17 protein-coding genes (1 of these 17 cut by a window edge) are annotated in these 20,885 nt (G+C 69.8%); 9 read left to right on the top strand and 8 right to left on the bottom strand.

Annotated elements, in window-relative coordinates:
• On the bottom strand, nt 1–929 hold the 5' portion of the coding sequence (locus CK951_RS20315; RefSeq protein WP_096788038.1) for a hypothetical protein. Its footprint begins 718 nt before the window's first position; the window shows 929 of its 1,647 coding nt (coding positions 1–929); it begins with the start codon at nt 927–929; its stop codon lies off the left edge, out of view.
• Nucleotides 930–1,356: 427 nt separating this feature from the next.
• Here CK951_RS20315 and CK951_RS20310 point away from each other — a divergent pair, with 427 nt between their 5' ends.
• Nucleotides 1,357–2,046, top strand: a complete 690-nt coding sequence (locus tag CK951_RS20310; RefSeq protein WP_096788037.1) for a hypothetical protein — start codon at nt 1,357–1,359, stop codon at nt 2,044–2,046.
• Nucleotides 2,047–2,068: 22 nt separating this feature from the next.
• On the opposite strand, the gene CK951_RS20305 is transcribed toward CK951_RS20310, so the two are convergent.
• The 5 genes from CK951_RS20305 to CK951_RS21835 form a co-directional block, all read right to left on the bottom strand.
• Entirely contained in the window at nt 2,069–3,094 is a 1,026-nt protein-coding gene (locus CK951_RS20305; protein WP_157764697.1) for a hypothetical protein, read from the bottom strand.
• 125 nt (nt 3,095–3,219) lie between these two features.
• Nucleotides 3,220–4,128 carry a hypothetical protein gene (locus CK951_RS20300; protein WP_198402518.1) on the bottom strand — a complete coding sequence of 303 codons (909 nt, stop codon included), beginning with the start codon at nt 4,126–4,128 and terminating at the stop codon, nt 3,220–3,222.
• Nucleotides 4,129–4,232: 104 nt separating this feature from the next.
• Nucleotides 4,233–5,237, bottom strand: coding sequence for an NAD-dependent epimerase/dehydratase family protein (locus tag CK951_RS20295; RefSeq protein WP_096788035.1), 1,005 nt, complete (start codon nt 5,235–5,237; stop codon nt 4,233–4,235).
• A gap of 130 nt (nt 5,238–5,367) precedes the next feature.
• Nucleotides 5,368–6,447 (bottom strand): GSCFA domain-containing protein, encoded by a 1,080-nt coding sequence (locus tag CK951_RS20290; RefSeq protein ID WP_232520800.1) that lies wholly within the window; start codon nt 6,445–6,447, stop codon nt 5,368–5,370.
• A complete protein-coding gene (locus CK951_RS21835; RefSeq protein ID WP_232520799.1) occupies nt 6,444–7,232 on the bottom strand; it encodes a hypothetical protein in 789 nt (262 codons plus the stop codon). Before CK951_RS21835 ends, CK951_RS20290 begins: the two co-directional genes overlap by 4 nt.
• 416 nt (nt 7,233–7,648) lie before the next feature.
• On the opposite strand from CK951_RS21835, the gene CK951_RS20285 reads away from it, so the two are divergent.
• The 3 genes from CK951_RS20285 to CK951_RS20275 all read left to right on the top strand — a co-directional run bounded on the left by CK951_RS20285 (nt 7,649) and on the right by CK951_RS20275 (nt 11,754).
• Nucleotides 7,649–8,938, top strand: a complete 1,290-nt coding sequence (locus tag CK951_RS20285) for a hypothetical protein (protein ID WP_096788033.1) — start codon at nt 7,649–7,651, stop codon at nt 8,936–8,938.
• A 244-nt stretch (nt 8,939–9,182) separates the two neighbouring features.
• A complete protein-coding gene (locus tag CK951_RS20280; RefSeq protein WP_232520816.1) occupies nt 9,183–10,538 on the top strand; it encodes a DUF1800 family protein in 1,356 nt (451 codons plus the stop codon).
• Nucleotides 10,539–10,548: 10 nt separating this feature from the next.
• Entirely contained in the window at nt 10,549–11,754 is a 1,206-nt protein-coding gene (locus CK951_RS20275; protein ID WP_096788032.1) for a DUF1501 domain-containing protein, read from the top strand.
• 21 nt (nt 11,755–11,775) lie between these two features.
• Here the strand turns inward: CK951_RS20275 and CK951_RS20270 are convergent, their stop codons facing one another.
• Entirely contained in the window at nt 11,776–13,086 is a 1,311-nt protein-coding gene (locus CK951_RS20270) for a DUF2793 domain-containing protein (protein WP_096788031.1), read from the bottom strand.
• A gap of 297 nt (nt 13,087–13,383) precedes the next feature.
• A complete protein-coding gene (locus tag CK951_RS20265) occupies nt 13,384–14,346 on the bottom strand; it encodes an NAD-dependent epimerase/dehydratase family protein (RefSeq protein WP_096788095.1) in 963 nt (320 codons plus the stop codon).
• Nucleotides 14,347–14,557: 211 nt separating this feature from the next.
• Between CK951_RS20265 and CK951_RS20260 the strand changes: the two genes are divergently transcribed.
• The 5 genes from CK951_RS20260 (at nt 14,558) to CK951_RS20240 (ending at nt 20,781) form a co-directional block, all read left to right on the top strand.
• Complete coding sequence (locus tag CK951_RS20260; RefSeq protein ID WP_096788030.1) at nt 14,558–15,046, top strand: hypothetical protein; 489 nt, start codon at nt 14,558–14,560, stop codon at nt 15,044–15,046.
• A complete protein-coding gene (locus CK951_RS20255) occupies nt 15,043–17,517 on the top strand; it encodes a rhamnan synthesis F family protein (RefSeq protein ID WP_096788029.1) in 2,475 nt (824 codons plus the stop codon). Before CK951_RS20260 ends, CK951_RS20255 begins: the two co-directional genes overlap by 4 nt.
• Nucleotide 17,518: 1 nt before the next feature.
• Nucleotides 17,519–18,577 carry a hypothetical protein gene (locus CK951_RS20250; RefSeq protein ID WP_096788028.1) on the top strand — a complete coding sequence of 353 codons (1,059 nt, stop codon included), beginning with the start codon at nt 17,519–17,521 and terminating at the stop codon, nt 18,575–18,577.
• A 135-nt stretch (nt 18,578–18,712) separates the two neighbouring features.
• Nucleotides 18,713–19,723: a polysaccharide biosynthesis protein gene (locus CK951_RS20245; protein ID WP_096788027.1), complete on the top strand. Its 1,011-nt coding sequence runs from the start codon at nt 18,713–18,715 to the stop codon at nt 19,721–19,723.
• An 11-nt stretch (nt 19,724–19,734) separates the two neighbouring features.
• The gene (locus CK951_RS20240) at nt 19,735–20,781 is read left to right on the top strand and encodes a hypothetical protein (RefSeq protein WP_096788026.1); all 1,047 of its coding nucleotides are present in this window, start codon (nt 19,735–19,737) and stop codon (nt 20,779–20,781) included.
• Nucleotides 20,782–20,885: the final 104 nt, after the last annotated feature.

The following is a 20,885-nucleotide window of genomic DNA, read 5'->3' as shown; positions in this document are numbered from 1 at the left end:
AGGGCGCGCCGGGCCTGCCGCCCGAGATCGGAGAGCGTCCTGCGGCCGAGCAGCACCAGCCCCCCGAGCAGCGCCCCCGCGCCGAGGATGGCGAAGACGGGCTGCCCCGCCACGTAGAGAAGGCGGCGGACGAGCGAGGCGGGACTGCCCTGCAGGAGCTCGATCAGCATGCCGTTCCGGTAGGCGTCCGGATAGTTGGCAATCTGCAGGTGCGTGAGCGGACGGAACAGGCCCAGGTACAGCAGCCCCCAGGTCGCGCTGAAAAGCAGGACGGCCAGCGCCCAGTGCCGGCGCTCCGCTCCCTTCGCACGGAACAGCACGACATCGGCCATGATGACGACCGCGACCAGCATGACCGAGAAGGACAGGAACGACAGCAGCAGCGACAGGGCGACGAACAGGACCGGCTCGACCCGCCCCCGGAGTTTCAGCGACAGGGCCGACTGCACAACGACGAGGGCCGCAAGAAGCTCGAAGACATAGTGCTTGATCTCCAGGGCGTAGCGCAGGGTGATCGGGGTAAGCGCCACGATCGCCAGAGCCAGCAGCATCACGGTCAATCCGCGGCGGGCGGCCGACAGGGCGAGGCAGGCGAGACAGGCAAGGGTGGCCGACAGCACCGCCAGGCGCATCACCGGGATGTCGCCGCCGGCGATCCGCCACAGGCCGTCCAGCAGGATCAGCGCAAGAGGCGGTGCCGCCTGATCGTGATAGGGAAGCACCTCGAAATAGCGCCCCCAGGCCTGGCCCAGATTGGCGAGAAGCTGGGTCTCGTCCTGCCAGAGCGGCCGGTCCGCCTGCAGGATCCCGAGCACGGCCAGAAATCCGAGGCTGATGGCCAGGGCGATGCCGACAACCTGTCCCGGAGCCGCCGCGACGCGTTCCTGCGCGACCGCCCCCGCTCCTGCGCCTTCCCTGCGATATGCCACGTCTGTTCATCCCCCTTGAAAGGCTGAAACGTCTTCCGGATCGGTTTCCGGGAAGGGTCGCAGGGGACGCGGCCGGAAGTGCTGCCTCGGTCCCCTGCGGGACCGGAAGGGGAAACACGAGGCCGGGAAGCCCTTTCCATGCATCCTCACCCGGGCAGTTCCCCCGGTGCCGGGCACGGCGCGACGAACGGCAGGCTGGCCCGGCCGGGTTCCAGACTTCGACAGGCGGCCCGCCCTCGTCAAGCATCTTCGGATCCCGGTTGATGCCCGCGCGTCGCGGCCGGGTGGCAAAGGTCGCATTACCCCTCGCAGGCCATCATCCCCGGCATGTCCGGGCCGGGGAACCCGGGCCGCGCCCGCCTTTACAAAGGGCCTTCCCCGGACTAGTCGGCACAGCCAGCGGCGAAACCTCAGCGGGCGGAACAGAGTGCGCTACCATCTTGTCCACGTCGGAAAATGCGGGGGCGAGTCCGTCATCCGCGCCCTCTCCCCCCAGGTCCGGAATCTATCCGTCCATCACGTCGGCGAGGCCAACCAGGACATCGCCCGTGCCGTCCTGCGCCGCGAGGCCGAGGACGTGTTCATCGTCCTGACCCGCGATCCGGTGTCCCGGTTCGTCTCGGCCTTCGAATGGGACCTGCATTCCAAGAGCATCGGCGGCGACGGGGTCCAGATGAAGAACGCGCAATGGGCGCGGGTCTTCCGCAACTTCCAGACCGCCAACGACCTGGCCGAGGCTCTGACCTCGCCCGACGATGCCCGGCGGCAGGTGGCGCATTTCGCCCTGCGCGGCAGCAAGCTGCATCTCCAGTTCGATCTGGGGTGGTATCTGCCCCCGCATATCGCCGCCGAACTGCCCGCGGGACGCACCCACCTCGTCCGGACCGAGCGGATGGAGCAGGATCTGCGGGCCTTCATGGCCTCGCAGGGAATGACATTCGCCGGCGTTCCGGTGACCAAGAACAGCTACAAGCACCGCCTGCCGCCCGAGCGGCTGACCCCGCGGATGAGCGATCTCGCGCGGCGCAACGTGCTGCTGGCCAGCCATGCGACGGCGGCCACCCTCCGGGTGCTGGAGGCGCGCCTGGTCGGCCCGGAGGCCTGTGTCCTGAGCTGACCGGCCACCCGGGAGGGGGTGGTCAGGAGGCGGCCGCCCGCTTCGCCTTCTGGGCCGCCTGCCACAGGTCCACGACGAGATCGGCCATCCGGTCCAGGTCCCGCTCGTCCAGCGAGGGGGCGGGGCAGGCCGCGTAGGACCTGGCCGGGAACAGCCGGTCGCGCCCGGGGAAGAAAGTCTGCCGGACCCATTCGTTGGACCCGGCAAGAACCGCCTGGCACTCGGCCAGAAGCGCCGGATCCGGCGTGATGCGGGCGCCGTCGGCGAAGAAGCGCTCGAAGAGCCCGACGATGTCGCCCCGCATCCGGTTCGGGCTGCCGTCGGGCCTGTATCGCGGCAGCCGGCGGTTGACCCGCAGCAGGATCTGCTGGCCCAGGACCCCGAGCGAGGGGTTCTTGACCTTCACCTCCGTGAAGCCGGCGGCATCGATCCCTGCGGACTGGACGAAATCCGTCAGGATGTCGCCGCCGACCAGCTCCGCGCGGTCGAAAAGCCTGACCGTCATCCGGTCCCGCCCGAAGGCGTCCTGCCAGGTCTTCAGGATATGGGCATAATCCGTGGGACCGCCGGCCACGGGCGCGGCCGGGGCGAGACTGGTCGAGCCGATCTTGAGGGCCGTGTCATACATCGACATGGCGTAATCGACCGGATCGCGCAGATAGGCGAGGATCCGGACCTCGTCGAACAGCGGCGCCAGGCGGGACTGGAGGGCCGCCACCTCCTGCGCACCCAGCTGCCACAGATGCTCGGCCGAGATCAGGCAGCGGTCGCAGTCGCCGGCCGAGGCGATCTCGGCGCGGAACTCCTGCCACCAGGCCTCGCGGGCCGCATCGCGCGAGGCCGCATCGCGCAGGCCCTGCTCGCGGAAGTACCTTGCGGCGCGTTCATCCTTCTGGACGAGGGCAGGCAGGCGGCGGTGGTTCTTCGCCCCGAGCGTGACGGGGTAGTGGATCCCCTGCTCGCGCAGCCTCTGGCGGTTGACGGACATGTATTCCTGGATGGAGGTCGTGCCCGTCTTTCCCGAGCCGATATGCAGTAAGGCTTTCATCAGCACTCCAGAAGAAATCACCCTGCGGCCTTCGGCCGGTCCGGATCCTGCCGGCTGCGGGCTCGCGATCCCGCGCGGGCCATGCGGCCGGCCGGCCGGGATGGGTCGAAGACAAGGCCCGGCCTTCAGGCCGGCGAGGCCGCCGCGGCGGCGGATACGGGCTGCAGGACGGCGTCCGGATCCCCTGCCCCGGCGCTGCCGAGCAGCAATGCCGCCGACCTCTCGTCGAGATGGCGCCGCGCGAAGCGCTCGTTCGACAGCTGGTAGCGTTCGATGACCGCCCTTCGGGCCGCCGCGTCGTAGAAGGGGCTGTTGTCGCCCTTCACATCGGTGCCGCGCAGGTTCAGCGCCACCTTCCGCGCCTTGTCCCGACCCTTTGCGAGCGCGACCTGGATGACCTGGCGCGTGGCGGCGGGCGTCAGCGAGATGTTCCTGTGGCTTGCCGGCCGGTCCGTCCATTCCGGCAGACCGAGGATCCGCTCGAAATGTGTCACGACATCCCGGCCGACGATCTCCGGATGGTAGAGATGGGCGACGATGGCCCTGTCCCCCAGGGCCTGGCGCCAGGGCTCGATCCGGTCATCGAAGTCGAAGCCGCGGACGAAGCGGGCCATGTACTCGCCCGGATCAACCCAGGCGCCGGGCTGGTGGCACTGCCTCTGCCGGAAGGAGCTTTCCATCAGGTCGTCCTGGCGCCGGACGTAGTAGACCACCCTGAGGTCGTGCCCGGCCAGGTTCCGCACGATCTGCCTGACCTTGGCCGGGGTGGCATGGCAGAGATGCTCGGACGAGATCACCACCGGCTTCCCGGCATCCCTGCTCTCCGCCGCAATGGCCTGCAGCTCCTCGACGACCCTGCGGTCGTAGGCATTGCCCTTGAGCGGAAACAGGTTGTGGTGCGCTTCCTGGCCCTGCTGTCGCCCCCGGACGGGGTAGATCACGTCGCCCAGCACGCGGCTGCGCTCGTGCAGCGCCCACTGGATCGCGGTGGTGCCGGTCTTTCCATGTCCGATGTGCAGCCAGATCCGGGCCAAGTCAGCCTCCGCCATTCAAGCTTTCGTTGGGCAAGGTCACGCCTTTCGCGTTGTCTAGCGCATACCCGCGCGGGTGCAAACCGGGGGCCTCGGGATCTTGCGCCCTATTTGCCCGTATAGTCGCGATACCACGCCACGAACCGGGCGATGCCATCGCGCACCTCCGTCTGCGGCCGGTAGCCGGTCAGGCGCTGCAGCAGCGCGGCATCGGCCCAGGTCGCCGGCACGTCGCCCAGCTGCATCGGCATGTAGTTGCGGATCGCCTTTGCCCCGAGGCTCTCCTCGATCGCCTCGATGAAATCCAGAAGCCGCACCTTTTCGGAATTGCCGATGTTGACGATGCGGAAGGGCGCGGCAGGCGAGAGGCTGTCGCCCTCGACCGCCGTCTCGGGGCCGCCCGGCACGGCATCGATCAGCAGCCGGATCGCGCGCACCAGATCGTCCACATAGGTGAAGTCGCGCCACATCTCGCCGTGGTTGTAGATGTCGATCGGCCGGCCGTCGAGGATCGCATCCACGAACCGGAACAGCGCGAGGTCCGGCCGTCCCCACGGCCCGTAGACCGTGAAGAAGCGGAACATCGTGACGGGCACGCCATGCACATGGGCCCAGGCATGGCCCATGCTTTCGTTGGCCTTCTTGGTCGCGGCATAGATCGTGAGCTGGCTGTCGGCCTTGTCGGTCTCGCGGAACGGCATCTCCTCGTTCGCGCCATAGACCGACGAGGTCGAGGCCATCATGAGGTGACCGACCTTCAGCCGCCGCGCTGCCTCCATCACGCTGAAGGTGCCGATGATGTTGGCATCGAGATAGGCGCGCGGGTTCTCGACCGAGTAGCGCACGCCGGCCTGCGCCGCGAGATGGACGATGACCTCGGGGGCGAAGTCATCGGCCACCCGGTCGAACAGCGCCTGGTCCTCGAGCATCCCCTCGGTGGCCGAGAAATTCCCGTCCTGCAGCAGCATCGCATGACGCCGCCGCTTGAGGGCCACGTCGTAGTAATCCGTCATCCCGTCATAGCCATGGACGCGGAACCCCTCGGCCAGCAGGAGCCGCGCGAGATGGAAGCCGATGAAGCCGGCCGTGCCGGTGACGAGGATGCGTGTCAAGGAAGGGCCTCACGGGGTTCGCCGGAAGGACCGCCGTCCCTCCGGCCGCGACCATAGCGGGCCGGCCCGGCCTCCGGAAGCCCGGCCTGTCCGGGAAGACCCCCGCCGCGCCGGCGCCCGGACGAAGGGGCTACCGATTGTCGATCGCCGCCTCGTCGCAGAGGATGTCGATCGTCTTCTGCATGTCGCGCACATGCCTTGCGGCAAGGGTCTCGGCCGCCTCGACCCGCCGGGGTCGCGGAGCGGCCGCCGCCCCGTCGGTGAAATGCCTGACGAACAGCCGCATGACGTGCTCGACGCCTGCGGGCAGGACTTCCCGGCAATCCTCCGCCAGGTACCGGCCCCGGACATGCGGGCTGGTGATGATCTCGTAGGACGGGAAGTAGGCGCAGTCCCGGAAGGTCCGGACCGCCTTCTCGGCCACGATCCTCAGGACCGCCTTCGACCAGGTCGTGGACAGCAGCACGTGCCGGTTCTCGTAGGTCGCGGCCAGCGGCACCGGGGAAACCGTGAGGATGATGCGGACCGAAGGGTTGATCTCGCGGATGAACTGCAGCGCCCGCTGCAGGTCCTCCCAGGTCTCTGTCTCGTCGAAATTGACGAAACGGACCGTCGCGGGATCGTAGGTCCCGCCGGCAATTCCGGGCGCGATGGGGAAGATGGCGCCATCGCGCGTGTCCTCCCAGGCCTCGGTCAAGCCGAGGGTGAAGACGAAGACCTCCATCTCCTCGATGGCCTGGCGGATGCACCGGAAATGGTGCGCCCGGTCCGCCTCGAGTTCCGCCTCGCTCAGGAAGCCGCCGGGCTGGATCTGCGGCCGGAACGGATCGACGACCCCGCCGGATTGGGGCGCGCGCCATGCCTGCGCGATGGGCGTGAACTGTCCATGGGCGCGCTGCAGCAGCTGCTTCAGTTGCCGCGCGGTGTAGACATTCCCGTAGCGCGCGGAGAACATCCCGTAATTGTGCTGTTCCGCCAATCGCTTCGGAATGATCGGATGCGCGCGTTCGGTGACGAGGTGGTTGAACCCGGACCTGGCCATGAACCGCGCGACATGCTGCGCAAAGCAGCTTCCCGCGGTGACGATCCGGTCGTCCTGGCCGATGCGGAAGGGAACATCCGAGACCGGATCGAGCAGGGCGCCGTCCCTTATGCCCGGCTCCTTCTTCCAGAACTGGCAATCGGGAAGACCGACATAGGGATGTTTCACTTGCTGGCTCCAACGACGTCGAGAAGGGTTTTCAGCACGATCTCTCCATAGACCGTATTCGCATGCGTCGGATCGGGGCCGTAGCAGTGCCGCGCCAGGAACCCGTCCCTGTCGCAAAGCTGTGGCGGGATGTCGATGAACCGGGCACCCTCCGCCTCGGCACATTCCCGAAGGACCTCGGTCTGGCATCGGTAGAGCTGCAGCTTCAGCTCGTGGGGCGAGGGGCCGAACCTGAGTTCTTCGCTGAAGGAGCTCGGGTTGGCCTGGATGTAGTCCCAGTCGGAAACGGGCGGCGGAGCGTTCAGGTAATAGCGCGCCGCATCCGGGAAGGAATTGTAGAGCTCATGGATCATGTCCCGCGAGATGATGTTCCTGAAATGCGCCTTCATGAGCTGGTAGGGAATGAAGTGGCGCCGGCTTCCCTCGCGGGGGGCCGACCCGAATTCGGCCTCCCCGATCGAGAAGGGCGTCGGGTTTTCGGTGATGCCAAGGATGTTGTGCTGGTTTCCGCGGATGCACAGGCAGAGGGCATCCGGCTTGGACAATCGGGCGTGGTTCACCACCGCCCGGACGATCTCGGGCTCGGGCAGTTCCTCGCGCCCCCGTTTCCCGACGACATTGGCGACGCTGATGACTTCGAGCTTGTCCGAATTGAACGTTCTGGCGGCCGCGGCGAGGCATCCGACATGGCTGTGCCCGATGACGAGCACGCTCTTTCCCGCCGCCATGGCGGATGATCCGGCCGGATCCGGTTCCTTGACGATGGCGCCGTCACCTGCCTGCATTGCAATTACCTTCGTGCATGAGGGTTTCGGCCCCTGTCCTGCTATTCACGCTGATGGCGTTCCGGATCGAATGCGACACGCGGTCTGTCGGCCGTTCCGGGACATAAACCCTGGAAACGCTACAGCCGGTGACGCCCCGGTTCAACCTCTCGCTGTGCCGCGACATCGCGGATCGCCCCGGCCGGTGGCCACCGCCGGCCCGCGCAGGACCCCGCCCGAAGGGGCGGCGGGGACCGCCGCAATCCCGGGACGGGAACAGGACCTGCCTGATCGTGGTCGGGGCTCCGGAGCCTTTCCCCGGCAGGGCCGGCGGCGATTGGCCGACCCTGGCCCCGCGGGACCCCGACCGCGTCCCGAGACCTTGCCGCCCCGGCGTCGTCCACGGCATCCTGCGGCAAATCCGTCAGGAGGCCTTCATGACAGCATTCCGGAAGATCCTGCTGGCCGCAGCGCTTGGAGTCGTGCTGGCCCCCCCGCTCGAGGCGGCGCCGGAAGCCATCTACGGACCCGGACCCCGCGCCCTCGACAACCGCGAGATCTTCAGCCCGTCCAACCTGCCGCTCTGGAAGAAGCTGGACCGGGCCGGCGTGGAAGGCATCGTGCTCAACCCTTCCTTTCTGGTAGAATCGACCTTCCAGCGGCAGACGGAGCGCCCCCGCCCCGCGGGCAGCCATCTCGACGACGGCGATCTTGCGGCCCTCGCCCGGATGGTGGCCGAGACGGGCCTGACGGTGACCTACGCGGCGGGGATCGGCCTGTCCTCCGACCGGTGCGACCGGGATCTCGGGCCCGAGGACCTGGGCCGGCAGGCCGCGGCCTTCGAGTTCGAGCGCAACGTCGCCCGGCTGCTGGACGCGGGCGTCCGGGTGTCCGCGATCAACGTCGACGGGGCCTTCCTGCGGCTCCTGGCGGATACCAACAAGCGGACCAGTTGCCGGAACGCCTCGGGCGGGTTCGACCTGCCCTTCACGGTGCGCGCGGCGCAGGCCTACATGCTGGGGATGCGCGACCGGATCGAGGCGGCCCAGGGAGGGCGGCGCCTGGTGGTGCGGATGCTGGTGAACCTGCCGAACTGGCAGGCAGGGACCATTCCCCGCATCGGCAACGACAAGCGCATCGTCACCACCGACATCGCCGACGTGCTGCGGGCCTTCGCCCGGCTGCAGGCCCGGGGGGTGTCCGGAACGCGGCCGCTCGAGATCGCCGAGATCGTCATCGACTACCCCTATGCGATCGTCCGGCACAATCCGAGGCACTTCGTCGCCCGGGTCCGCCACCTCTGGGCCGCCTCGCGCGACATCAACGCCTCGGGGCTGGAGCCGCCCTTCGGCTTCATCGTCAACAGCCGCAGCTTCGTGCATGCCTGCATGGACCGGGAAACCGACACCGAGGCCGAATTCCTGGCCTTCCGCCCCGCAGGGCGGACGGTCAGCCCGGCCTGCCGACGGGCGCAGGTCGGCGAGGACACCGCCGCGAACGCGCAGGACGGGATCTTCGACAACGACACCGACTACCTGCGTGACAGCTTCACCTATGCGGATGCGCTGCAGCCCGGCGGCGAGCTTGCCCGGCAGCTCGTGGACCGGGACGGCGTCCGGATCACCGACCACGTCGCGCATCTCTACTTCCAGTCCTGGGGGGTCAATCCGATGAGCAATGCCTGGTACATGGAGCGGCTGATCGGCCGCCTGTCGGGCGGGCGCTGACGGACCCTGCACCCCCGGACTGGCCGGGCGCATCTCCTGGCCGGTTGCGCGCTCCGGCGCAGGCTTTCCCGGCCGGTCGGGCAGGGCCGGGGCGCAGAGCAACGGCGCCCGCCAAGGGGGCCGCCGCGCGACCGGGCCTCCCCCCTCGCCCCGCCGGCGACCCGATGCCGCGCCGGTGGCGGCCGTCTTGAGGCGCCGGGCAAACCTCCTATCTTGGGCGCACCCGCCACCCGGAGCCCCGCCCATGACCGATGGCCCCGCCCTGACCGCGATCCGGTTCGGATACGGCCTGCCGCTGCCGGAAGGGGCGCCGACCACGCCCGAAGGCATGCTGACCCTGCTCCGCGGCCCCGATCGTGCCGCGGAGGACCGGCCGCTGCCGCGGCTGCCGGACCTGCTGCCCGCAATGCGCACGCTCGCCGAAAGCCAGAGGCTGCCGGAAAGCGATCCCGCAAAGACGGCGCGCCTGCGTGAGGCGCGGGAAGCGATCCGCGATCAGGCGCGACGGTCGGCGGCGGTCTCGATCGGCCGGGCGCTGGCCTCGCCCGATGGCTTCCGCGAGCGGCTGGTGCAGTTCTGGTCGGGCCATTTCGCCGTGGTAGCGCGCAGCGCCCGCGACGGGGCGCTGCCGGGCGCCCTGGTCGAGGAGGCGATCCGCCCGCATCTCGCCGGGCACTTTGCCGAGCTCCTGGCCGCCGTGACGCTGCACCCGGCCATGATCTCCTATCTCGACCAGGACAGCTCGGTCGGGCCCGGCTCGCCCGCCGGGCGAAAGCGCGCGAGGGGGCTGAACGAGAACCTGGCCCGCGAGCTGATGGAGCTGCACACGCTGGGCGTGGGCGCCGCCTATTCGCAGGCCGACGTGACCGAGATGGCGGAGCTTCTGACCGGGCTCGGCTTCAGCATCGAGAAGGGCTTCACCTTCCGGCGCAACGCGGCCGAACCGGGGGCCGAGACGGTTCTGGGCACGAGCTACGAGGGCCGCGGCCTCGGGCCGATCCGCAGGGCGCTGGCCGATCTGGCCGCCCGACCCGAGACCGCCCGCCACATCGCGACCAAGCTTGCCCGGCATTTCGTGGCCGACACGCCCGACCCGGATCTGGTGGCGGCGATGGAACGCGCCTTCCTCGACACCGGGGGCGATCTGCCCGCGGTCTATGGCGCGATGCTGGCCCATCCGGCCGCCCGGGCCGCGCCGCAGGCCAAGGTGCGCCAGCCCTTCGACTATGTGGTGGCGGGGCTCAGGGCCTTCGGCATCCGGCCCGAGGAGGTGGAGCGGCTTCCGGGCAAGCGGCTCGACCGGCTGATCCTTGTCCCGATGGCCGGGATGGGCCAGCCCTGGCAGCGCCCCGCGGGACCCGACGGCTGGCCCGAGGAAGCCTCGGCCTGGATCACCCCGCCCCGGCTGTCCTCGCGCATCCTCTGGGCGCTCGAGATGCCGACCGCCTTCCGGCGCGAATTGCCCGATCCCCTGGCCCTCGTCGACCGCGCGCTCGGCCCCTTCGCGGGGGCGGAGTTGCGGCAGGCGGTGAGCCGGGCCGAAAGCCGGCGCGACGCGGCGGGCCTCGTGCTCGCCTCGGCCGAATTCAACCGGCGATAGGAGAACCCCGATGATCGACCGGCGCATCTTCCTGCAGGGGCTCACCGCGCTCGGCTGCTCGGCCGCGGCCCATCCGCTGATCACCACCATGACGCTCGCGGGCGATGCCGCCACCCTGGGCGAGAACCGGCTGGTGGTGGTCGTGCTGCGCGGCGCGATGGACGGGCTCGACGTGGTGCGCCCCTTCGAGGACCCGCTTCTCGCGACCTATCGCCCGACGCTGGCCCGCGGGAACGGGCTTGCGCTGTCGCAGGGCTTCGCGCTGCATCCGGCGCTTGGCGGCCTGTCGGATCTCTGGCAGCGGGGCGAGCTCGGCTTCGTCCACGCCGTCTCGACCCCCTACCGCGACAAGCGCAGCCATTTCGACGGGCAGGACCTGCTCGAGGCCGGCACCAGCCCCGACGTGCCGCGGGGGACGGCCCGCGATGGCTGGCTGAACCGGATGCTGCAGGCGGTGCCGGGCCTTCGGGCCGAGACCGCCTGGGCGGTCGGGCGCGACCCGCTGCCGGTGATCGAGGGCATGGCGCCGGTGCGGTCCTGGTCCCCGGACCTGAGGCTCGACCTTTCGGCGCAGAACCGCCGGCTTCTGGGCGAGCTCTATCACGACGACCCGCTGTTCCGCGACGTGGCGGCCGAGGCGCTGGAGCTTGCCGCGGCGATCCCCGGGGCCGCGGAGGGCGGGGCGCGGGGGCGGAAGGGAAAGGGCAAGGGAAATCCCTTCGCCGACATCGACGGGCTGGCGGGCTTCGCCGCCGAGCGGCTGCGCGGCGAGGCGCGGATCGCGGCCTTCTCGCTCTCGGGCTGGGACACGCACCGCAGCCAGGCCCGGTCGATCCTGAAGCCGCTCTCGCAGCTCGAACGCCTGCTGCTGCGGCTCAGGGACGGGCTGGGACCGGCCTGGGAGAGGACGGCGGTCCTCGCCATGACCGAATTCGGCCGCACCGCGCGCGAGAACGGCTCGGGCGGGACGGACCACGGCACGGCGGGGGCGATGCTGGTCGCCGGCGGCGCGGTGCGCGGCGGGCAGGTGATGGGGCGCTGGCCGGGGCTGGGGGATGCCGCCCTCTATGCCGGGCGCGATCTCATGCCCACTTCGGACGTGCGCGCCTGGGCCGCCTGGACGATGCGCGCGCTCTACGGCTTCGACCGGGGGCTGCTGGAAGGCAGCGTCTTCCCCGGTCTCGACATGGGGGACGATCCGGGGCTCGTGCTCTGACCGGAGGCCCCGGATCCGCGATCAGTACCAGCGCCCCATCGAGATCAGCTCGACCCTCACGGCGATACGCGCGTTCGAGGTGTTGAAGGCCGAGACATTGGCGCCGGTCGCGGTGCGCGCGGTGATGCGCGGACAGATCGAGCTGGCCGCGGTGCCATTGACGCCCATCGTCGTGATGAGGCCCGAGGTGGAGGAGAACGGAGCCGGAAAGGTGATGGCCGCCTCGCCCGAGGTCACGGTGGTCACCGACTGCCAGCAGGTCTGCGTGCCGTCCTGGTGGCGGATGTAGCGGCCGTTGGCATTGCCTGCGCTGTCCACCACGCCACCCGCGAACCAGCCGGACCATGCCCCGCCGCTGCGGGCCCGCGAGAACAGGATGCCCGGCAGGCAGCCCGCCCCGGCCGCGCTCTCCACGAGGAAAAGCTGCACCTCGCCCGCGCCGGACGTGCGGCTCTGGTGCAGCAGGATCCCGCACTGCACCCCCGAGGGCCCGCCGCTGCTGCCCTGGGCACTGTCATAGCCGTAGAAGCCCGGCGCGATCGAGCCGTCCGTCACCTCGGCATTGCCGATCAGCGGCGCCGTGCCCCCCAGCCCGAAGGCCCCGACCGCCAGCAGCCGGCCGGCCGTCGCATCCGCGGCCGAGGCCTGCACCGCCGTGCCGGTGACGCTGCCGGTGACGGTCATGCCCTGCGGCAGCATCACCCGGCCCGTGCCGCGGTCCACCCGGAGCGCGGTGCGGAAGGTATCGCCGTCCGGGCTGACCTTCACCGAGAGGTCGTCGCTGCCCGCCAGCCCGATCTCGGCCCGGCCCGACCAGCCGGTCTGGAACAGCAGGCTCGCCGTATCCCCGGCCGCGGCCTTGTTGACCTTGAGCTGATGCCCCTCGCCGGAATGGGTGAGCAGCGTGGCCGAGGAGGCGACGGCCAGCCGGTTGGTCTCGTCCGCAGCAGTGGAGATGCCGAGCGAGGCGAATTCCGGCGCGAGCTGGTTCAGCGTCTGCCAGCCCGTCACGGTGAAGACGAGGCCCGCCCCCTCGGCCAGCACGAAGGTCTGCCAGCCGGGCTGCGGGGCCAGGAAGCGCCAGACCGCCGTCTCGGCCTCCCAGACCGCGATCTCGTCCGTGTGGCCGGCCCAGGCACCGCTGGCCCCCGCCGGCACCAGATGGCGCGCGCCGGCCGCCGGAGAGGCGGGCGGCGCCGTGCGGTCCCGGTCGAGGACCGTGGGCTGCACCAGCACGTCGAGCAGCCGCAGTGCCTCGTTGTGGGTGACGTGCTTCTGCGCCTGCGAGGGCAGGATGTAGGGAAGCTGCAGGATGGGAGACGTGTCGGACATGGAAACCCCTTCGGCACCGGTTGGGCCGAAGGTTAGGAAGGAAGGGTGAAGCCATGGTGGGAGGAGCGTACGCTGGAGCCGCCGGAAGGCCGCATCCTGCGAGCGCAGGGCGCGGGTCCGCCCGGGTCCCGGCCCGCCCATCGGAAGGCTGGCGCGATCTTGCGGCCCGGAAGCCCGGCGCGGCCCCGTCAGCTCCGCCCGGAAGGCCGCGGACGATCCCGGCGGGCCTGCGGCTCGTCCGGCCCCGCCCCCGACCGCCCCGCCCGCGGGCGCAGGCCGGCCGGGCGGTTCCGCCCGTCAGGCCCGAAGGGTGTCCGTCGCGGCTGCCTGGCCCGAAACCTGGGCCCGGACCCAGGTCCAGGTCTCGGCCAGCCCCTCGTCCAGCCCGATCCGCGGCTCCCAGCCGAAGGCCCGGCGCGCCCTCGAGATGTCGAGCACCACGCGCGGCACGTCGAAGTCCCGCCCGGGCCGGTGCAGCGGCTGGACCGCCTCCCCGCCCGAGGCGCGAACCGTCCGGTCGATGCCCCGCACGATCTCGGCGACCGAGACACCGCTGCCGCTGCCGGCGTTGAAGCAGCCGCAGACGTCGGTCTCGACCGCGCGCAGGCAGAGCGCCGCGAGGTCGCGCACATGGATGAAGTCGCGCACGACGCTGCCGTCGCCCCAGACCTCGACCGGCTCCCCGCGCGCGGTGCGCCACAGATGGGTGCCGATGATGCCCTGGATGCCGGTATGGCCCTGGCGCGGCCCGTAGGGATTGGAAGCGCGCAGGATCACCGGGCGGAGCCCGTGCAGCGCCTCTTCCATGCGGATGTAGTTCTCGATCGCCACCTTCACGATGCCGTAGGAGCTGATCGGGCACAGCGGGTGGTCCTCGGTCACCGGGTCGGTGCGGGGCACGCCATAGACCGTGCCGCCGGAGGACAGATAGACCAGCCGCCGCTTGCCCGCCGCCCGCATCAGGCCCAGAAGCCGCACCGCCGCGACCAGATTGCCCTCGATGTCGGCCACCGGATCGAGGTTCGAGGTGGCAGGCACGGTGGAACTGGCCAGATGGATCACCGCCTCGACATCGTTCATCGCCTCGAACACCTGGGCCGGATCGCCGAGGTCGCCCAGCACGTATTCGATGCCCGGGAGCGGGGCCCGGAACGCCTCGGGCCGGCGGTCGAAGACCCGTACGCGAAGGCCCGCCGATGCCAGGGCATCCACGACATGCGAGCCGATGAAGCCGCATCCGCCGATCACCAGTACCTTCACGCCACCCTCTCGCATTCCGGCCGCAGCACAACTTCCGCGGCAATTTATCGCTTCCGCTTGCTCTGCCGTAAAGGTTCTGTCAACCTTTTCTGCGCCGCAGAAATGTGACTGGCCAGGCCCTCGAATTGTGGTGGACGCGCTGCGGGAGGGTCGGTATCAACGTCCCGATTCACGCTAAGCCGCCGCCTCCCCGGGCCTTTCGAGACCATACATGCTGACAGTGACGACGAGGGCATTCGCCGGAGTGCCGGATCCGGCGCCATTTGCCCAATGGCCGGAACCGCATGTCCTGATCGTCCTGCCGGATGCGGAACTCTCTCAGAAGGCGATCTCTCGGCTGAACCGGACCATGATCGTGATCGAGCATCTGGAGCCGCCGGCGGGCGCCTTCGCGATGCTCGCGGACCTGCCCGGCTGGCTCGGCCACCACCTGTTCGACATCGGGCGCCCGCTGCTGTTCCTCGACCGCCCCCCCGCCGAAGCGGAGATCGCCGGGGAAGCCCGGCGCGGCCGGGCCCAGCCCTACGGCATCGGCAGCGAGCTGGACGGATCCGGCCGGCTGCGCCTGCTGAGGATGGGCGGGATGGTCGCCTCCAGCCCGCTGCTGCCGCACTTCCTGCGCTTCCTGAAGGGGCGCGGGCTGGATGACGCCCTGTCGGTCGACCTTCTTCGCACCACCTTCCCGGATCCCGGAGCATGACCGACCTCGACCTTCTCTGGCGCCGCCATGCCCCCGCGGAGGTGCTGGCCCTCCGGCCGGACTTCCGCACCGACCCGCGCCGACCCGGAGCGCAGACCTTCTATCGCGAGTTGCAGGCGCAAGCGCCGGCCATCGACGAGGTGCTGGCCAGGCTGACGACCGATCCCGCGCTTTCGGCGGCCATCGCCGAGGGCCAGCCCGATGCCGGCCACCTGGTCTGCGAACTGATCCGGACCGGAGAGCCGGCGGATCTCGCGGTGTCGGACTTCTCGATGCGGGCCTATCTCGACTGGCATCCCGACATCGCCCGCACCGGGATGGATCCGCTGCGGCACTATCTGCTCTACGGCGCGCGCGAGGGACGGCGGACGCTGGCCACGCTGCGCGAGGCGCGGCATCCGGGGCGGCGGCCCTACAATCCCGATCTTCCGACCTGCCTGATCGCCGTGCATGAACTGTCGCGCACCGGGGCGCCCATCGTCGGGCTCGACCTCGCCCGGGAAGCGGCCGAGACGCACAACGTCATCCTGGCCACCCTGCGCGACGGGCCGCTGCTCGACAGCTTCCTCGATCACGTCTGCGATCTGGTGGTCACCTCGCAGCCGCTCGACGAACTGCCCTACTGCACCGGCGAGATCTTCCAGAGGATCGGCTTCGCCATCCTCAACTCGGTCGAATGCTTCGCCTTCGTGCCCTTCCTCGTCTCGCGCGAGATCCCCTTCGCGTCCTACGTGCATGAATATGCCGATTACACCTTCCCCGCCTACAAATCGACCTTCACCGCCCTCTTCGCCGATCTTCTGATCTTCTCCTCCGACCATGTGCGCGACAGCTGGACCGGCCGGCTGAAGGATATCGAGTTCGACATCGGCCGCGACACGATGGTCCTGCCGCAGCGCGGCTTCGCCGTGGGCGGAGTGGACGCCGCCCGCATCGCCGAGGCGCGCGGGCGGATCTCGGCGCTGATCGGGCGCGACTGCTCGCAGGTGCGGCTGGTCTGCGGCGCGGGCCATCTGCAATGGCGCAAGGGCTCCGACATCTTCGCCATGACGGCGCAGATCTGCCGCCCCCGGGATCCCGACACGGTCTTCCTCTGGATCGGCGACGGCCTGAACCCCGAGGACATGGGCTTCGGCGTCTGGATGGACTACCACCTGCGCCAGGTCGGCGCCGGACAACCCGAGGGCAACCTGTTCCTGCTGCCCGCCGGCCCCGCCTATCCGGACGTGCTGGCGGCCTCGGACGCGATGTTCGTCTCGTCCCGGCTCGACCCTCTGCCGAACGTGGTGTTCGACGCGCTGGACGCGGGCTGCCGGATCGTGCTGTTCGACGGGGCGAGCGGGTTCGGCGACGCGGTCTACCGCCGCTCGGACCACATCCTGCCGGTGGAATACGCCAATCCCGAGGCCGCGGCCACGGCGCTGCTCGGCCTGCCGCGCAAGACCGGGCTGGACCGCCCCGCCCCGCCCGCGCCGCAGGAGCGGCTCTTCGCCGGTATCCGCGCCGGGCTGGAGGCCCGCCTGCGGGCGCAGCGGTACTTCGTGCGGGGCGCGAGCCGGATCGACGTGCCGATGCTCTTCCCGCGCGAGGACCACGCGGCCTTCCGGGTGCGCGAGCGCGAGAAGATGCTGCGCTACGGCCGGCGCCTGGTCTGGCGGGACATCGGGACGGCCGAGGCCGCGCTGGAGGCCTCGGACAACTGGGTCCACCGCAGGCTGCGGCTCGCCCCCTATGCCACGACGACCGACGTGGCCGCGGTGCCGCCCTTCTCGATCCATGTCCATGCCTTCTACACCGACGACCTGGCCGAGGACATCCGCGCCCATTTCACCTATCGCCTGGCCCGGCGCATCGTCGTGACCACCGACAGCGAGCGGAAGGCCTGCGAGATCCGTGCCCTCATGGCGGCCGAGGGGCTCGTGCCCGAGGTGGCGATCGTGCCCAACCGCGGCCGGGACATCCTGCCCTTCATGGAACTGTTCCTGCCCGGCGGGCTGGCGGGCGAGGACGAGATCTGGTGCCACCTGCACCAGAAGAAGTCGTTCGCCACCACCGACAGCGGCGATGTCTGGCGGCAGTTCCTGCTGCGCATCCTGCTGGGCGACGAGGCCGGGATCTCGGATGCCGTGCTGCGGATCGCGGAAACCGGCACCGGGCTCGTCGCGCCCTTCGACCCCTACCACATCCCCTGGAACGCCTCGCGCGCGCTTCTGCCGAAGGTCGAGCCCCGCCTGCCGGGGCCGCTGCCCGACAACCCGCTGCTCTTCCCGGTCGGCAACATGTTCTGGGTCCGCCGCCAGGTGGTCGAGGCGATGAACGCGCTCTTCGGGCCCGGCTACCCCTGGCCGAACGAACCCATTGCCAACGACGGCACCGAGTTCCATCTGGTCGAGCGCCTCTGGCCGGCGATCACGACCGCCAGCGGGCTCGACTCGGTCTTCGTCCACAAGCTGGACCAGAAAAGGGTGTGAGATGGTGAAGCTGGTCATCCATGTCGGGCATGGCAAGACAGGATCGACCTCGATCCAGCAGAGCCTGGAGGCCGCCCGGGACCGGCTTGCGGCCCAGGGCGTGCAGTATCTCGGCCTGATGCTGGAACATGCAGCCACCGCCGAGCGGCCGCGCTGGCAGGTCCAGACCGGATCGAACGCCTTCTTCCAGGACACCCCGCCGGAGGAGGCCAATGCCCAGCTCCTGCGGGTTCTCGGAGACGAGGCCGACAGGCTCGCCGCCGCCGGGATCCGCACCGCGATCTGGAGCAACGAGTGGCTCTTCACCCGCAGCCGCTGGGTGCTGGGGGCACTTCTGGCGCTGCAGGATCGCGGCCTGGAGATCGAGGTCCAGTGCTACGTGCGCCGCCACGACGAATGGGCCCAGAGCGCCTATGCCCAGTGGGGCCTGAAGCACAAGAGCTACGAGGGGCCGGTGCGGGACTTCGCCTCCTGGCTCGAGACCTTCGGCGACCGCCAGTTCCGCTTCGCTCCCGCGCTTGCAGCCTGGGACGGCGCCTTCGGCCCCGCCTTCAAGGTCTTCAACTTCGACGCCGCCGCGGATGTGGTGCATCACTTCCTGAACCGGAACGGGCTTGGCGAACTGCCCACGGTCAAGGACAACATCTCGCCCGACCGGACGCTGATGGTGACCCAGGCGGTCTACAACGGCCGGCGCAGGGCGCAGGTCCCTCCGCATGCCTTCAACGCCATCCGGACCCTGCTCGAGCGGCACGACCAGAACAACGCGACGCTGCCGCCGCTGGACCAGCTCGCCCCCTCGGCCGAGGCCCTGCAGCAGCTGGTGCAGGAGCGCAGGGACGACATCGAGCGGATAGACGCCCTTCTGCGCCGCACGGGCGAGCCGCCCCTGTCCTTCGAACGCCCCCCGCGTCCGGCCCGGCACCCCAGTTCCTGGGAGATGGACCAGCTCATGCTGAAGCTGATCTTCGCCCTGTCGGAAGAGCTGGTGCAGCTGCGCCGGCAGGTGGCCGGGCTGCGGGAACAGGTGGGCGGCACGTCGCCCGGAGCGCAGGAATGAGGAGGGCCGGGAACGGCATCCCGGGCCGGGGCCGGCCCTGCGGCACCGTCCCGTCACATCCCGGAGCCTTCCAGTCCCCCCTGGCAGACCGGGCGGCGCCTTCGGGGCGTCACCCCTACAAGAGGTCATGACGTCGTGGAAATCATCCTGCATATCGGCATGGGCAAGACGGGAACCTCGTCCATCCAGAACGCGCTCAGGCAGAACCGCGAGCGCCTTGCCCGGCAAGGCGTCGATTACCTGGGCATCTGGTTCGACGCGGCGGACAGGCGCTTTCTCGGCTACGATGGCCAGGCGGCCTTCTTCAGATCCACTCCCGAGGAGATGCGCACTCACGCCGGGCGCTTCCTGGACACGCTGAAGCGCCGGGCCGAAGCCTCCGGCATCGACCGTTTCATCCTGTCGAACGAGGGGACCTTCGCGCAGGGCACCCAGATGCGCCCCTTCATCGAGGACCTGCGCAAGCACGCGACGGTCCGGCTGATCGCCTATGTGCGCAACCCGCGCGAATGGCTGCCCTCGGCCTACATGCAGTGGTCGATCTACCACAAGACCTATCCCGGCCCGATCCGTCCCTATGCCGCGGTCGCCCCCCAGCTCGTCCGGTCCTACGCCGCCATCCAGGTCTGGGGCGAGACGTTCTCCGACCTGCTGACCCTTCGCCCCTTCCGGAAGGACGTGAACGTGGTCGCGGATTTCGGCGCGCAGCTCGGGCTCGCCATCGACATCCCCGAGGCGCGGATTCTGGAGCGTACCGATGCCGGGGAAAGCATGCTGCGCGCCCTCTACAACAACCGGCAGCGGGACAGCGCGCTGCCCCATCTGTTCAACGCGGCCTTCCAGGGGTTGCGGTTCCCGAAGACGCCCCGGATCGAGGATCTGCTGAAGGACTCCTTCAGCTATGACGGGACCGAGGCCGCCATCGCGGAAAACCGCGCCCCCTTCGACTACATCCGCGAGACCTTCGGGATCGACCTCCTGGCGGACGAGGGCAGCCCGCCGAAGACCCCAGCCGCCGATGCGCTGCGCGACCGGCTGCTGGAGCACGTCCTGCAGATCGTGATGCAGCAGGCCGACCGGATCCGGGCACTGGAACAGCGGGTCGAGGAGATGAAGCCCGCCACCCAGCCGCCCGGCCAAGCCTGAGGGGGTCCGGGATGCGCGTGATCCTGCATGTCGGCATGCACAAGACCGGGTCGAGCTCGATCCAGGACCACCTTTTCGCGCAGGACCCTGCGGAGGGGGTCCGCTATGCCCGGTGGAACTCCGGCAACCACTCCGGCCTCTTCCTCCTGCTGTTCCAGGACGAGGAGCTTGTGGGCAGCCACCGCGGCTTCAGGATTCGTGGTCCCGATTTCATCGCGAGCCTGCCCGAGCAGAAGCGGACATGGATGGCCTCCCTCGAGGAGGATTGCGAAGCCTGCCGGGATGGGACGCTGGTCATCTCGGCCGAGGCCGTGTCGGGACCGAATTTCGGGACGGCCGTGCAGCGCCTGCACGACTTCCTGCAGGCCCGGGCCGATGAGGTCCGCGTCATCGGCTATGTCCGCAGCCCCCGCTCCTTTGCGCAAAGCGCCTTCCAGCAGATCCTCAAGGACAAGGGGATGACCTTGCTGGACATCATGACGCTCTGGCCGCAATACCAGACGCGGTTCGCCCGGCTCGATACGCTGTTCGGCCGGGAAAACGTCACCCTCCGCCCCTATGACCGGAAGAGTCTTTTTCATGGGGACGTGGTGGCGGATTTCATCCGCGAGGCCGGCCTTCCCTATCCTCAAGGCGGTTCCGGAGAGGCCAACCGCTCGCTGAGCGCCGAGGCGACGGCCCTCCTCTTCCTGCAGCGCAGCCAGGGCGAGGGCCATGTCTCGGGCTTCAGGGGAGCCCAGAGGCAGAACAGGACCTTCGTCGAAAGCCTGCGGTCCATCGGTCAGGGCAGGTTCGCCTTCGCCGACAGCCTGTGGGCTCCCGTGCTCGAGGAGAACCGGGCCGATCTCGACTGGATGGAGGACAGGCTGGGCGTCTCCCTGGACGACCGGGCCGATCCCGAGGCGATCCAGGTCGGCGGCGAGGCGGACCTGACGCGGATTGCCCTGCAGGCCCAGCCGGCAGTGCAGGAAATCCTGCTTGAACGGCTGGCATCCGGCCCGCCCTCGGTCGCGACCCTGGTGCGCAACCTCGATCTGCTGCGAAGGCTCTGCTACTGAGGTCGCCGGATTCCGGTCGGGCATCCGGCCGGAGAAGACAGCCCCCGCTCGCGCCGGGGCATCCCCTGCCGGGCCGGGGCGGAAACGGACGAGGCCCGTGCAGG

Source organism: Rhodobacter sp. CZR27 (assembly GCF_002407205.1).
Classification (GTDB): domain Bacteria; phylum Pseudomonadota; class Alphaproteobacteria; order Rhodobacterales; family Rhodobacteraceae; genus Cereibacter_A.
The sequence above is the reverse complement of the archived record's forward strand: the minus strand, read 5'-3'. Positions and strand labels throughout refer to the sequence as shown.